A 12,918-nucleotide genomic window follows, 5' to 3' on the forward strand; every position below is an offset into this window, starting at 1 on the left:
TGATAACACCTACTCGATAACTGTGGATAATAACTATATGTAGCATGTCAAATTATAAGCTATTTTGCTTAGAGATTCAACACAAAACTGAAATTTTACTTTTCCTTATATTCATCTGGTATTGCTATTTGAAATGTTTCACACAACAGCATCACATCATGCACATCATTTTTATCGTGTTCATATCCCAAATGAAGCATTACCTGACTCAATGGTTCAATACAAGAAACAGTTATATCTCCAACTTTTCCAATACCGGAAAAAGTTTTTGATGGAAATATATCTCCCTCATAAACAATTCCGTCATCTGTAAATTCAAAACAATGTAAATCAATGATTCTTTGTTTATCATCTTTCCAGACAGTATGACCATCCGTTGTATAATCAGTATTTACTTCCTCAAATCCATGCTGCTTAATCACATAAATATAATCATGATAATGTTTCAGTTCAACAAACAAATCAATATCATTGTGTATTCTTGATTCTCTTTTAAGAAGTGCATCAACACCCCATCCGCCATCTAAATATACTTTAATTTCGTTTTGCAAAGCATATTTTATAATTTCACATGCATCTTCTGTACGTACCATAATCTATCCTCCAAATTCAAATCTTTGTATGCTTTCCAACTCACTAAAAGCCTGAAATTTGTCAGTCTTTCATCCTTTTTGTTATCAATCACCAATTAGCTGTAATCCATTAGGATTTAGCTGATATATTTTATCGCACACCTCTTCAATATACTTTCTATCGTGAGAAATGCTAATGACAGCCCCCGGAAATTCTCGGAGCATTTTTCTTATTACCGGACCGGACAATGGTGAAAAATTTCTTGTCGGTTCATCCAGAATAAGAACATTTGCACCACTTAAGCTCATCCTCAAGAGAAGCACTTTCGCCTTTTGTCCGCCTGATAACTCCCGAATCGGATGCTCCATTTCATCTGGTGTGTATTTAAGTGAACCAAGGTATGTTCTAATTCTTGTACGCTCTTCTTTATCTCCTGTTTTATCAAGGTAATCAACCGGTGTAACATCCAAATCCAGCAGGTCTTCATAAGTTTGAGGCATATATTCTGCTTTAATGTCATTCCGATTTAGGAGTTCTTCCGCTATCTTTTTTAGAAGAGTCGTTTTTCCTGCCCCGTTGGCTCCTATCATACAGATTTTTTCTGAACCTTTTATTTTTAAATGAATTCCTTCTGCTAAAATTCTTTTGCCATCCGGAGTCACAAGCTTTGAAAGTTCATATTCTATGACCGTTTTTCCTGCGGGAATGTGTGAGTTTTCATCCCCTAATTTGACAAAGATTGCTTCTTCCTGTTCCGGCATCTGAGTCATATTTTCATCTTCTTTTTCAAATCTTCGTTCCATTGCCTTAACCGTATGCATTTTGTCCTTTAAGTTTTTGGCAACAGACGGTGCTTGTCTGGTACAACTTCTTAATGCACCTTGTACACTCTGCATAACTCTTTGATATTTTTCATCGCGAATCTTTTTCTCCCTACGGTCACTCAGTGCCCGCTGTTTTTGGATTTCAAATTTATGAAGCCGTTCTTCCACATAGCGTCTATAGGGAAGCTTTGCCACGGTATATCTCGCCTTTGTTTTTCGTATAATCTGCTCGATATGTATCACCATGTTGGCAGTACGCTCTATCAGCGTTTCATCGTGTGAAATAAAAAGCACAATGTGCTTCCAGTCATTTATGATTTTTTCCAGTAATGTAAGCGTCGCAATGTCGATGTCATTGGAAGGTTCGTCCAACAACAGCACAGAAACATCGCGAATGAAAAGCCTCATAAGTTGTGTCTTGACTTTTTCGCCTCCTGAAAGACTACCCATTGTCTGGTTACTGTAGAAAAAATCATTTTTCATTCCAAATTTTCCCGCAATAACAGACAATTCTTTAGGCGTTTTCTCCCAGAATATTTCCTCTTCAGAAAAATATTCGTATATTGTTTTTTCCTTATCTTCATCGAGCATCTCCTGCGGAAGATAACCAAGACGTTCGTGTCCCATTATCCTTTCCCCATCTGCTTCTATATAGTTTTCTACAAGCGACGGATTGTATATCCACTTCATTAATGTCGATTTCCCATTTCCCTCTTCTCCAATAATAACTGCCTTATCTCCATCATTTAGCACAAGGTTGAAATCATTAAGAATTATTCTCAGGTCTTTTTTATGTGTTAAATTTAATTTTTTTATCTGCAACATTAAAGTTTCTCCTTTTCGAAGTCTGAGCCAATTATTATTTTGAACACACAAAAACGAGTCTTTTTTGCATACGCAAAAATAGACTCGCTAAATAGCCCCTTATTTCTTTTCCAAAAGGAAAACAAAGGAAATGCCTCTTGCGATAATCCAACTTAAGCGTACACAAAACAAACCTATTCTCTACAGGCTCAATAACTATATGTGTCTTACTTAAATCAAATTATCTATTAATCATTTCCTCACCTTACACAAAATGTGCCTTTCTTTCTTCTAATGGCAATACTATCATACTGTATTTTTTGTGTCAATACATTTCACCTTATGGAAGTGCAAATTAAAATTTTCACTTCCTAATTATACATCCAACCATTACGAAATTCAATCTTTCACAACCTCTTTACAACCACAACCACAGCACTCCAGCAAACGCAGGAGCACCATACCGTAAAACGCTTATGTGTAAATCAACTCCGTTCCTACAACTTCCCTCACACAAGCCTGAATATTATTCATTCTTCCAATCCATTCGTAGGGATTATCTTTCTTTAATTGTTCCGTCACATCTTGTCTGTCGGCATATTCCTTTACCAGTCGAAGAAACATATCCTCTGCTTGCTTATCGACTTCTGCAAGATAACTATGCAGCTTTCCGCTTGTCAGCAGGTTCATATATAACACTTTATAGTGTTCCTTTAAATGCCTTGCATGTCGTTTCCCCCATAAACCAATCGGCTCTATTTCTTCTTCGGCTGGTACTGTGATGTTCGGCAATAAATAATCACCCACCTGTCTATAAGTTCCGCCCATTTCTTCAAAAATTGTCTTTGTCATTTTCCTTTTCCTCCTGTGATTTTTGTCTATCGTGATCGTGTATTATCACGCTTGCGACCTTTAACTGTTCTTGCCTGCTCCAACAAATCATCTATCTGTTTGCGACCAAAAACCTTACGGAGCAGGCTGTAATCTTTATTTTCTGCTTTTAGGATTTTGTTTTCTTCGGTCAATCTTTCATTGACTTTCTCCAAACGCTGATTGGTGCGGTATAACTGTGCATTCGCTGTATTCAGCCTATGATAGTTGTCCCACCCCTCAAAGCAGCGGGCAAGCACCGTTTTGACAAGTTGCTTCAATTTCCTTACAACCGGCTCTGCCATTTTGGTTTATATGCCTTTGCAGTCATAAATTTCTCTGGTTCTGGCAACTGATATTTCGGTGCAGTATCAAGCTCTATTTCAAGATTTGACAGCTCGTCTTTTGCCTTATCATAGTTCAATACTCGTTCCGACAACACATCAAATTCAATCTGTTTCTGCTCGATTTTCGCACCTAATGCCGCCACTTCTTTTTCTCTTTCCTGCTTTTTATAATCCAAAACAGAAAGATGTTTTTCGTGTGTGCCTAAATGTTCCCACTCAATCCCATAACGTTCCATCACCGCCGCAAGCTGTTCTTTTTCGGACTGTATCCATTGCGACCACTCCGTATCGCCACGACTGCCGCCCTTAAAACCTTGCGTTGCAAGAGCCTGCTTTAGTGACACTCTTGTATCAAGTCCACGCTTGCTGCCTGTGGTAAAAGGTACAAAATCTATGTGCAGATGTGGTGTAGCTTCATCCATATGCAGATGAGCCGAGAACACCCGAAGCTGTGGATTTCGCTCCTGAAAACCCTGATAGTATTCATCTAAAATCTGCTTTGCCAGTTCTCCGTTTTCCGTATCGGCGTTCATATTTCCCTTACCGCCCACCTGTAAAATGATTTCGTGGAACGGTTTTTCCTGCTTGGAACTTCGGATTTTTTCATAATAATCTTTTATCTTTCGGTCTGACCTTATCTGCTTGGCATTGTATCTTTCCAATGCTTCATCAAACAATTCGTGATAAACTGTCTTTATATTTTCATTGCAGTAGTCGATATTGAGATGAGTACGAGTTCCGTCTACATTTTCTGCTCGGAACTTTCGGCTATTGTGATTGACCGAGCCTTTACCGACCATTGCACTTATCGTTCTCTGCATTTTTTCATCTCCCATCTGTAAATTTCAACATTCTCAGGTTTGTTACTTTTGTCAAAAGTAACGCAAAAGCACTTTTGACGGGTACACCCATCAAAAATGCGACCTGTAAACAGGTTTTGCGTTCTCCGAAGGCTCTCCGAGGGGTGAGCGTGTGCCGGTGGCACACACGCCTGCGAACCGACCGAGCCAGCAGGCGAGACCAAAGAGCCGCCTTTGAAAAGGCACTCTCTGCACACTCCCCTAAACTTTATCCGGTGTCAAAGTGTGACGATGGTGACAATGTTTTTCACAGCGTGCTGCTCTCAAAAACATTGACACCTTTGACACCGTTTGTCACGCCGTCTGCTCGGTTTCTTTCCAAAGTGAAACCTTTCTTCCGTCGTGTGTGCGGCTGTTCTGATAACGGATACCGTAATCACGAAACAGCCTGCTTGCGTTGATACTGAGCCTTAAAGAAAGTACATTCGGCTTTATATCCACCGCAAGCCTTTCGCAAAGTTCCGAAGCAGTTCCTTCCCATCTGTCACTTTCCGAAAAGAGCGTATCCGCTATCTTCTCAAGCAGAGGTTCGGGCGGTTCTTTCCACATCTCCGTTTCCGATTTTGCAAAGTTCCACACCAATCGCTCGCTGTCCCTTACAAGATGGATTTTCATATCCTGCTGGTCTCTGCCAGCAACATCAAGTGTGGCATTGTTGGAAGTACGCTTGTCCTTACTGAGAACAAATGCACCGTCTGCCGCACCCATCAGACCATTCGTGCCTGAAATCATATCGAATATATCTTCCGATTTTTGTTTGCGTGTATGATGAACAATAAGCATTGAAACCTTGTAACTGTCTGCCAACGCTTTCAGCCTTGCCACAACATCATAATCACTTGCGTAGCTGTAATCTGCTCCGCCTGCTTCACGCACACGCTTTAAGGTGTCTATGATAATCAAGCCTGTGTCTGGGTGTTCCCTCATAAACCCTCTTATCTGTTCTTCCAGTCCGCCATTGACCGTTTTACATTCCGTTGCGAAATACAGATTGCCTGTCTCCTTTGCACCGAACATCTGAAACAATCGCTTCTGCAAACGTGGGTAATCATCTTCAAGGGCAAAATAAAGCACCGTTGCCTTACGCACCTTATACTCCCAAAGCGGTGTGCCTGTGCTGATATGATAGGCAAGCTGTGCCATCATAAAGCTCTTTCCCACTTTCGGGGAACCTACGAAAAGGTAAGTTCCCCTTTGGAGCAGACCGTCGATAAGTGGTGTCTGAACCTCAAACACCGTATCATACAGCGTTGTCATTGATACTGTTTTCAGATAGGAAGGGTCTAACTGTCTGAGTATTTCCCTTTGCATTTCTTCAAAAGATTGCTCGTACCCCTTGAAATCCGTATCCTGATTGACTATACTATTGTCAGTACATTTGGAAAGTGACTGTTCCGCATCTGTTGCCGCAGATACATTTGGAATAGTCATTTCTTTTTTATTCTCCATTCGCATCCTCTCCTTTCAAACCGCCGAGAATAATGGAAATCAGTTCTATTACACTCAGCAGTTCATCATCCACACCTTTTCCTGCTTCAATCCTTTTCAGTTCCGCAAGGACTGTGGCAAATTCCGTTTTCAACGCCTTATACACTCTCGGATTGCCCTGTACCACCACATCCTGATTTAAGCAACGGCGGTAACAATACTCCTGTTTTGGCAATCCTGATAGAGCTACAGCTCTGTTAATGAGTTCGTTTTCTTCGGGCGATACTCGAAACCCTACTGTGATATTCCTCCAACGATTTTTGTTATCTCTGTTCTTAGCTGACATTTTCAAAATCTCCTTTCCCTAAATCATCTAATTTTTCTGCCATCTCAATCTGCTTTGACGGAAAGAGGTGTGCGTACTGATAAGTAATATCAATACTTTCGTGACCAACTCGGTCAGCAATCGCCACCGCAGAAAAGCCCATATCAATCAAGAGTGAAATGTGGCTGTGACGGAGATCGTGAATGCGGATACGCTTCACGCCTGCCGCCTTTGCCCCTCTGTCCATCTCGTGATGAAGATAGCTTTTCGTCACCGTAAAGATACGGTCTTTCTTCTTCAATCCGTAAAGCATACCGAGATATTCTTTCATTTCCTCACACAGAAACTTCGGCATTTTAATCGTGCGGTTGCTCTTTTTCGTTTTCGGAGAAGTAATCACATCCTGCCCTTTCAAACGCTGATAGGATTTATTGATTGTGACTGTTTCCTTATCAAAGTTGAAATCTGCCGGAGTCAAAGCTAACAGCTCGCCCTCTCGGATACCGCACCAGTAAAGCATTTCAAACGCATAAAAGGAAACAGGCTTGTCCATCATCTCAAAAGAGAATTTCTTGTATTCTTCCTTTGTCCAGAACAGCATTTCCTTGTGTTCCTCACGTCCCATATTTCCCACCTTTGCCGCAGGATTGGAACGCAGTTCATAGTAGCGGACAGCGTGATTGAAAATGGCGGACAACTGATTGTGCAGCGTTTTCAGATACGTCTGTGAATAAGGCTTTTTCTTCTCATCACGATAGGCAAGCATTTCATTCTGCCAAGTAATAATCTCCTTTGTGGAAATCTCGCTGATTTTCAGTTTCCCGAAATACGGAAGTATCTTTGTGCGTATGATATGCTCTTTGGTAAGCCACGTGTTTTCCTTCAAACGGTTCTTCACATCATTGATATAAAGCTCCGTAAAGGCTTCAAAACTCATATCAAGGTCTGAAGAAGTCTGCAATTTGAACATTCTTTCCCATTCCTGTGCTTCTCGTTTGGTAGCAAAGCCACGCTTGCATTTCTGCTTGCGTTCCCCTTTCCAGTTCACATACCTTGCCATCACATACCAAGTACCGTTATCTTCATTCTTAAATACCGGCATTTACATTTCCCCCTTTCCTGCTCCGTAGAGCCTTTCGTAAAAATACTGGCGATTTACACGCCCTGCAATCGTAATAAAGCCCTTTGCTTTCAATTCCTCATTTAATTGTCTGATGAGTTTATATGCATAAGGTTTTGATACGTTTAGTTCCTGAGCCACATCTTCGGCTCGGATAAATCTGTTTTCCATATCCTTTTTCTTCCTTTCTTAAAATAATTTTTTGCTTGCCGCTTTCTCCGTGTTAAAGTTCCAACAGGCACTCCTGCTTGTCGGCAGGCGCTGTGCTGTCCCAATGCACCGCAGTACATCAGGCGCTCGCTCGTATAGGGGTTCCCGAAAAGTCGGAGACTTTTGGGGAAGAGGAGGAGCAGTGCAGCGAATGAGCTTTTGTGCTTGCACACAAGCGAACGATACGGAACTTGCTCCGACGAGGTCTTGGCGGTTTGGCTTTTCGGACGGTCATTCAGTTGTCGCATTAAGCATATTTGTTTAATTCGTAATTTATTTTACTAAACATATTTGCTATTGTCAAGTGGTTGCAAAGAAAATATTAAACATTTTTGTTTCGGTTTTTCTTGACTTCCACTAAACATTTCTGCTATACTTATTTCACTAAATATAAAAGGAGCGTATCATTATGGCTATCAGCGAAAGAATACATTTTTTCAGACTAATGCGTGGTATGACACAAAAGTATCTCGGTACAGCAATCGGTTTTCCAGAAAAGAGTGCTGATGTGCGTTTGGCACAGTACGAAACTGGTACACGCAAACCGAAAGCAGACCTTACAAATGCATTGGCACAGGTGCTTGATGTTTCTCCACAGGCTCTTGATGTTCCTGACATAGACAGCTATATCGGTCTTATGCACACTCTGTTTACCCTTGAAGATATTTACGGTCTTACTGTCAGTGAAGCAGACGGAGAGGTATGCTTAAAGGTCAACAAGGACAAAGGCAGAGAAGCATATGAACTCCTCAAAATGCTGTATGCTTGGAAAGAACAGGCAGACAAGCTATCTTCCGAAGAAATCAACAGAGAAGAATACGATAACTGGCGTTACCATTATCCAGAGTTCGACACCACACAGCGTTGGGCAAAAGTTCCATCACAGGAATTAAGTGACGCTCTCGTGGAAGCATTCAAAGACCACTTGAAAGATAAATAAGCACCTACAGGACCTGCCACTGGCAGCTCCCTACAGATGCTTTGGCAACGACAAAAAAGCCCTTAACTATGGTTATTAACCACAGCTAAGGGCTTAGTTTATAATATGGAATTTGTTCAGAGCCAAGCTCCGAACTTTAGTCTGCAAGCCACCTGTTAATTGTTCCGTTACCCATAAACCACTGGATAACAAGAATAATGGCACTTGCTATGACTGTTATCAATTTGTTATCAAAAGACTAATCGAAATCGCTGAAACCCGCATAAACACTGGCTTTTTTAAGCAACTCGATTTATTCAAACTCAATTGTTGCCGGCGGTTTCCCAGTGCAATCATAGAGTACTCTATTCACATGCTTCACTTCATTTACGATTCTGCTGGCTACCTTTCCAAGTACCTCCCACGGAATCTCTGCTGCTTCTGCGGTCATGAAGTCGATGGTATTTACCGCTCTTAATGCGATCGCATAGTCATAGGTTCTCTCGTCGCCCATAACACCGACGGAACGCATGTTGGTCAGTGCTGCGAAGTACTGTCCGATGCTGCGGTCGAGACCTGCGTTTGCGATTTCTTCGCGGTAGATGGCATCTGCCTCCTGTACCATTTTTACCTTCTCAGCGGTTACTTCTCCGATGATACGGATGCCAAGTCCCGGCCCCGGGAATGGCTGACGGTATACCAGCTTCTCCGGGATACCGAGTTCCAGACCAGCTTTGCGGACCTCATCTTTGAACAGGTCACGCAGCGGCTCGATGATTTCTTTGAAATCAACGTAATCCGGGAGTCCTCCAACATTGTGGTGGGACTTGATGACAGCGGACTCGCCGCCCAGACCACTCTCTACTACGTCCGGGTAGATGGTTCCCTGTACCAGGAAGTCTACTGCACCGATTTTCTTTGCTTCTTCCTCAAATACACGGATGAATTCTTCGCCGATGATCTTACGCTTACGCTCCGGCTCTTCTACGCCTTTCAGCTTTGCGTAGAAACGCTCCTGTGCATTGACACGGATGAAGTTTAAGTTGTACGGGCCGTTCGGACCAAATACTTCCTCAACCTCGTCTCCCTCGTCCTTACGGAGCAGACCATGGTCTACAAATACGCAGGTCAGCTGGTCACCAACTGCCTTTGCCAGCATAACAGCTGCTACGGAGGAGTCTACACCGCCGGATAACGCACAGAGCACTTTACCGTTTCCGACTTTCTCACGTACTGCTTTGATGGTGTTTTCTACAAAAGCATCCATCTTCCAATCGCCTGCGCAGCCGCACACTTCGTACACGAAGTTGGAGAGCATCTTGGTTCCCTCTACGGTATGCAGTACTTCCGGATGAAACTGGATTGCATAGAGATTCTTCTCTGCACACTCTGCTGCTGCCACCGGGCAATCCGGGGTATGTGCAATGATCTTAAAGCCAGGAGCTTCTTTCTCAATGTAGTCGTTGTGGCTCATCCAGCAGATGGTCTTCTCGGATACATTACCGAACAGCTTGCTGGACTTGTCCACGGTTACTTCGATTTTTCCATACTCACGGACAGGAGCCTTGCAGACATGACCGCCTAATACATGGCTCATTAACTGAGCGCCGTAGCACAATCCCAGTACCGGAACGCCAAGTTCAAACAGCTCTTTGCTGCAGGTTGCTGCGCCCTCTTCATAGACACTGTTTGGGCCTCCGGTTAAGATGATACCCTTCGGATTCATTTCTTTAATCTTTTCAATATCGGTCTTGTAAGAATAGATCTCACAATAAACATTGCACTCACGTACACGGCGGGCAACCAGCTGATTGTACTGACCGCCAAAGTCGATTACAATAATCTTCTCTCTGTTCACGAGTATTCCTCCTAATTTTATTATGATGAAACAATAACGCATTGTTACTGGATACGCTTTTTGTAAGCAACAATGATAAGCTTGCCTCATCATGGTATATCTCACGTTATTATACCTAAAATCATTGTACTATACAAGTGGATTCCAAAAAATTATCCTTCCTTACGATTTGCTTTCCAACCATTTAAGATTCTCTGGAACGCCTTGTTTTATTTCCAAAATATGGGATAATGAAAGCAAAGAGAGGAGGACGTGATCATGAAAAAATATCCATTCAAAACAGGTGAGGCAAAACATAAACTTCTTACTGCTGCCCTTTTCCTTTCCCTGCTTTCCAGCAGTCTGACCGCCTGTGGTTCTGCATCGCGAAGTGCTTCTAATGCCTCATATCTTACAGAAACAGCCGCCGCATCCTACGACGTGGCAGCAAACAGCGGATTTTCCGGCGGAGCTGGCATGCCTGCAGCCTTTTCCAAATCTGAAGCCGCATCTTTCCGCTCCAATGATGCAGGTGATTCCGTGGAGGAAGCTGCGGTCGACGCAGGGGCATACGTGGCAGATTCAGACACTTTTTCAAATGGATCCGAAAGCACAGAGCTTCCGCAAAATGCAGCAGCAGCCCAGGATCCTACCGAACGCAAACTGATCCGCAACGTCAATCTGGATCTGGAAACACGCGAATTTGATACGCTCCTGCAGTCTGTATCCGATGCCGTTGCTTCTTTCGGCGGCTATATTGAGCAATCGGATGTTTCCGGCAACAGCTTAACCTGGTCCGGCAATCAGTCCCGTCGTTCTTCTAACATGACGATCCGGATTCCGGCAGACCAGCTCGATGCATTTCTTTCCGAAGTATCCACACAGGGAAATATCACCTATAAGAATGAAAATGTCCAGGATGTCACCCTGCAATACACCGACATAACAAGTCGGAAAAAGACACTTCAGGTGGAACAGGACCGTCTTTGGGCTCTTTTAGAAAAAGCAGACTCCGTAGATGCCGTGATCGCACTGGAATCCCGCCTGTCCGAGGTACGCTATCAGCTCGAATCCCTCGAATCCCAGCTGCGAACCCTCGACAACCAGGTTGTATACAGCACGGTTTACCTCTCCATCCTAGAAGTACAGGTACTCACCGCCACCGACCCGGACACCATCCCGGTCCGCATCCAGAAAGGATTTGCACACAGCCTGAACCAGTTACAGACCGCATCCGTAGACCTGCTCGTATGGTTTGTATCCAATCTCCCAATCCTGATTGTACTGGCCGCTCTGATTCTGGTCATCCTGTGGATTATGCGGAAAATATGGAGGAAACGGAGCTGCGCAAAAACACGCTAAATCCAACTAATAAAGCAAAAAACAACAGCGAATCAGACATCACTACCAAAGAAGACTCATCCCCATCCAATAACAATATCACACAGTAACGAACGAGGGCCGAAAGGTTTCGTCCCCGCCATTCGGCGGGGACGGAACCTTCCGGCCCATTTGTGTTTACTGTACGATATTGTTACTTGCGCACTTTCCTCACTTCTTCTGCCAGCTCCTTCGCACTTTCGATCATCCGGTCGAACGCACCATATTCATAGAGATTCATCACAAAGATCCCAATCGGCACGGCGATGATCATGCCGGATATCCCATGAAGTTTAAATCCCAGATACAGAAAAGCCAGCGTCCACAGCGGAGGAAGTCCCATGGAATCACCCACGATCTTTGGCTGAATCACCTGTCGGATCACCTGCGTCAGTACATAGAGAAGCGCAAGCCCTGCTGCCAGCGCATAATCCGCAGACAAAAGCTTAAACAGTGCCCACGGGATCAGAACCGTTCCGGTTCCAAAGAACGGCAAAAAATCAAGAATCGCCACCAGCACACCGAGCAGGAATGCATACTTGATTCCCAGAATCAGAAACCCGGCGATCAGGATAGCACCTACGACAAACATAATACGGAACTGGGCAAGAAAATAGCCGCCAATCAGTTTTTTGACATCGTTTTTTAAATACCGGCCATAATCTTTCGCACTTTCCGGCAGATATTTTTTCCAGAATTCGATGATTTTATCCTGTTCTGCAATGAAGAAATAGGACGAAAGAATCGTCACCACAACATTGACCAGTGCATTCGGAATTCCCTTTGCTACATTTCCAGCCACTTCCACCGTCGGCGATGCGATCTTTTGCACCAGCAGGCTGGCGGCATGACCGATGTTTCCAACCAGTTCCTGCCAGTTTGTCTGCACATCGGCCGGAAGTCTGGAAAACAGGCTGGAGAACCGGGCCGCAATTGCCTGCAGGTCTTCCGATAATGTATCATATAACAGCGGCAGGTCTTTTGCCAGTTCGACTGCCTGCATAACCAGCCGCGAGATCAGGAAATAGCCTAGTCCGATGATCAGTGCCAGTACCGCGATCACAATCAATGCAGAACTGTGTTTTCGCACAATTTTTACCTTACTCTCCAGAAAACGGACCAGCGGGTTTGCGATCATGGCAATGATCCAGCCGATCACAAATGGCATGAAAAATTTCAAGAGCTTTGGTCCCAGCAGGCAGACCAGTAAGATCTCCACTGCCGGAACCACAATATTTAAAATCAAACGGGCATAACGTCTGTCCATACAATCACCTTCTTATCCTTATCTGCCTTACATCAGATTACGTGGAACCAGTGGACTGTTTTCATACTTTTCCCCGATCATTCTCCTTTTATTCTTCCCAAAATTTATGATCGCCAAAATGCCCTTATGGTCCGTTTCCGCTTTTCTGGCAGCC

The 12,918-nt window shown here is 43.6% G+C and carries 11 protein-coding genes and 1 pseudogene; 2 read left to right on the forward strand and 10 right to left on the reverse strand.

From position 1 onward, the window contains the following. Positions 1-95: 95 nt before the first annotated feature. The 8 genes and pseudogenes from DXA97_RS02425 to DXA97_RS02460 all read right to left on the reverse strand — a co-directional run bounded on the left by DXA97_RS02425 (position 96) and on the right by DXA97_RS02460 (position 7,322). Complete coding sequence (locus DXA97_RS02425) at positions 96-593, reverse strand: aminoglycoside nucleotidyltransferase (protein WP_009247521.1); 498 nt, start codon at positions 591-593, stop codon at positions 96-98. Positions 594-677: 84 nt separating this feature from the next. Then, complete coding sequence (locus DXA97_RS02430; RefSeq protein WP_009247522.1) at positions 678-2,222, reverse strand: ATP-binding cassette domain-containing protein; 1,545 nt, start codon at positions 2,220-2,222, stop codon at positions 678-680. Positions 2,223-2,675: 453 nt separating this feature from the next. Further along, positions 2,676-3,053, reverse strand: a complete 378-nt coding sequence (locus DXA97_RS02435; protein WP_009247523.1) for a TnpV protein — start codon at positions 3,051-3,053, stop codon at positions 2,676-2,678. Between the two features lie 26 nt (positions 3,054-3,079). Next, positions 3,080-4,218 (reverse strand): annotated as a pseudogene (locus DXA97_RS02440) (plasmid recombination protein). 354 nt (positions 4,219-4,572) lie between these two features. Then, a complete protein-coding gene (locus DXA97_RS02445; protein WP_009247525.1) occupies positions 4,573-5,727 on the reverse strand; it encodes an AAA family ATPase in 1,155 nt (384 codons plus the stop codon). Continuing rightward, positions 5,717-6,052 carry a hypothetical protein gene (locus DXA97_RS02450; protein ID WP_009247526.1) on the reverse strand — a complete coding sequence of 112 codons (336 nt, stop codon included), beginning with the start codon at positions 6,050-6,052 and terminating at the stop codon, positions 5,717-5,719. The genes DXA97_RS02445 and DXA97_RS02450 overlap by 11 nt, the downstream gene beginning before the upstream one ends. Then, positions 6,042-7,133 carry a site-specific integrase gene (locus DXA97_RS02455; protein WP_009247527.1) on the reverse strand — a complete coding sequence of 364 codons (1,092 nt, stop codon included), beginning with the start codon at positions 7,131-7,133 and terminating at the stop codon, positions 6,042-6,044. The genes DXA97_RS02450 and DXA97_RS02455 overlap by 11 nt, the downstream gene beginning before the upstream one ends. Further along, on the reverse strand, positions 7,134-7,322 hold the full coding sequence (locus DXA97_RS02460; RefSeq protein ID WP_009247528.1) for a transcriptional regulator: 189 nt from the start codon (positions 7,320-7,322) through the stop codon (positions 7,134-7,136). 448 nt (positions 7,323-7,770) lie between these two features. Here DXA97_RS02460 and DXA97_RS02465 point away from each other — a divergent pair, with 448 nt between their 5' ends. After that, entirely contained in the window at positions 7,771-8,301 is a 531-nt protein-coding gene (locus DXA97_RS02465; RefSeq protein WP_009247529.1) for a helix-turn-helix transcriptional regulator, read from the forward strand. Positions 8,302-8,593: 292 nt separating this feature from the next. Here the strand turns inward: DXA97_RS02465 and guaA are convergent, their stop codons facing one another. Further along, on the reverse strand, positions 8,594-10,138 hold the full coding sequence (gene guaA, locus DXA97_RS02470) for a glutamine-hydrolyzing GMP synthase (protein WP_118543702.1): 1,545 nt from the start codon (positions 10,136-10,138) through the stop codon (positions 8,594-8,596). Positions 10,139-10,396: 258 nt separating this feature from the next. Here guaA and DXA97_RS02475 point away from each other — a divergent pair, with 258 nt between their 5' ends. Further along, positions 10,397-11,479, forward strand: coding sequence for a DUF4349 domain-containing protein (locus DXA97_RS02475; RefSeq protein ID WP_118718458.1), 1,083 nt, complete (start codon positions 10,397-10,399; stop codon positions 11,477-11,479). Between the two features lie 172 nt (positions 11,480-11,651). Here DXA97_RS02475 and ytvI read toward each other — a convergent pair whose 3' ends face one another. Further along, a complete protein-coding gene (gene ytvI, locus DXA97_RS02480) occupies positions 11,652-12,764 on the reverse strand; it encodes a sporulation integral membrane protein YtvI (protein WP_118718459.1) in 1,113 nt (370 codons plus the stop codon). Positions 12,765-12,918: the final 154 nt, after the last annotated feature.

This window comes from Clostridium sp. OF09-36 (assembly GCF_003481985.1).
Classification (GTDB): Bacteria; Bacillota; Clostridia; order Lachnospirales; family Lachnospiraceae; genus Brotaphodocola.

Bases quoted from the DNA above. Each gene is read 5' to 3' on its own strand.
- DXA97_RS02425 (WP_009247521.1), bottom strand. From the start codon at position 593: ATGGTACGTACAGAAGATGCATGTGAAATTATAAAATATGCTTTGCAA.
- DXA97_RS02430 (WP_009247522.1), bottom strand. From the start codon at position 2,222: ATGTTGCAGATAAAAAAATTAAATTTAACACATAAAAAAGACCTGAGA.
- DXA97_RS02435 (WP_009247523.1), bottom strand. From the start codon at position 3,053: ATGACAAAGACAATTTTTGAAGAAATGGGCGGAACTTATAGACAGGTG.
- DXA97_RS02445 (WP_009247525.1), bottom strand. From the start codon at position 5,727: ATGGAGAATAAAAAAGAAATGACTATTCCAAATGTATCTGCGGCAACA.
- DXA97_RS02450 (WP_009247526.1), bottom strand. From the start codon at position 6,052: ATGTCAGCTAAGAACAGAGATAACAAAAATCGTTGGAGGAATATCACA.
- DXA97_RS02455 (WP_009247527.1), bottom strand. From the start codon at position 7,133: ATGCCGGTATTTAAGAATGAAGATAACGGTACTTGGTATGTGATGGCA.
- DXA97_RS02460 (WP_009247528.1), bottom strand. From the start codon at position 7,322: ATGGAAAACAGATTTATCCGAGCCGAAGATGTGGCTCAGGAACTAAAC.
- DXA97_RS02465 (WP_009247529.1), top strand. From the start codon at position 7,771: ATGGCTATCAGCGAAAGAATACATTTTTTCAGACTAATGCGTGGTATG.
- DXA97_RS02475 (WP_118718458.1), top strand. From the start codon at position 10,397: ATGAAAAAATATCCATTCAAAACAGGTGAGGCAAAACATAAACTTCTT.
- ytvI (WP_118718459.1), bottom strand. From the start codon at position 12,764: ATGGACAGACGTTATGCCCGTTTGATTTTAAATATTGTGGTTCCGGCA.